Origin of the sequence: Citrobacter sp. Awk 2 (assembly GCF_028069815.1) — a bacterium.
In the GTDB taxonomy this organism is placed as follows: Bacteria; Pseudomonadota; Gammaproteobacteria; order Enterobacterales; family Enterobacteriaceae; genus Citrobacter.
Genome location: NZ_JANEWL010000225.1, coordinates 1 through 990, shown reverse-complemented (window position 1 = coordinate 990; position 990 = coordinate 1). Strand labels below are relative to the sequence as shown.

Here is a 990-nt window from a genome sequence, read left to right as displayed (position 1 = left end):
GAAAATATGAAAACTATATTAATTATCCCTGCGGTTTTAGCCTTGTCTGCATGCTCTGGTATTCTCGAACGACAATCGCCAGTATGCACCGCAACCGCGATAGTTGGTGGTCAGAAAACGGCTGTTTCTATTTATGGTGTCCGTAAGGTTGCAAACCAGACACAATATCAGGCTGGCTACCCGTTTAACTGGAAATGGGTCAGTAAGGTTAATTTCACACGTACCACATGCCAGTAATTAAATTATGAATATCGAACCCTGCTCCGGCAGGGTTTTTTAATTATCTAAATTCAGGAAAAATCTATGTCAGCAGGAACACTCACCCTGACGAATAACTCTGCCCAGGTATCAGGGGCAGGGACTTCATTTAGCACTGAACTGGCGGCCGGTGATTTTATTGTCATAAAAACAGGTGGTGTGACGTATACCCTCCCTGTAAAAACGGTTGAGAGTGATAGTGCGCTGACACTTTCGCGTCCGTATGCCGGGCCGGCAGTGTCGGGTTCTGCGTGGACCGCGATGCCGCGTGACACCCTGAACAGCATCAGCGCACAGATAGCCGCAGATACAGCCTATGTCATTCGTCAGCGCGTTCTGGAAATCGATAACTGGTATCAGCTGCTGGAGGTCAATGGTGATATCACAATAAAGATGGCAGATGGCTCGACTTATACCGGTCCCTCGTGGCTTCGTATTATCGACATAATGAAGACGATGAAGATTGAAGACCTTATTCCTCTGGCTGACCAGATTCATACCGATGCTGCACAGGTTGCTGCAGATAAGCCAGTCATCATCCAGGCAAAAGCCAAAGCTGAGGCAGCAGCGGCCTCGGCACTGATATCTGAAACAGCATCGTCCGGATACGCCACATCGGCAGATAGTGCCAAAACAGCAGCAGAAGTCGCGCAAGGGAAAGCCGAGAAGGCGGCGCAGGATGCCGCATCGCACAATCCTGTTGCTGCGCTGGCTAAGGCAAACAACCTGTCT

General features: G+C 49.4%; 1 protein-coding gene and 1 pseudogene. Both read left to right on the top strand.

Going from position 1 to position 990, the window contains the following annotated elements; translation table 11 throughout:
* The first annotated feature begins 6 nt into the window (after window positions 1-6).
* Entirely contained in the window at window positions 7-237 is a 231-nt protein-coding gene (gene cor / locus NNO02_RS23320; RefSeq protein ID WP_271455883.1) for a phage exclusion lipoprotein Cor, read from the top strand.
* Window positions 238-303: 66 nt separating this feature from the next.
* Window positions 304-990, top strand: a pseudogene (locus NNO02_RS23315) (tail fiber domain-containing protein); the annotation flags it as partial.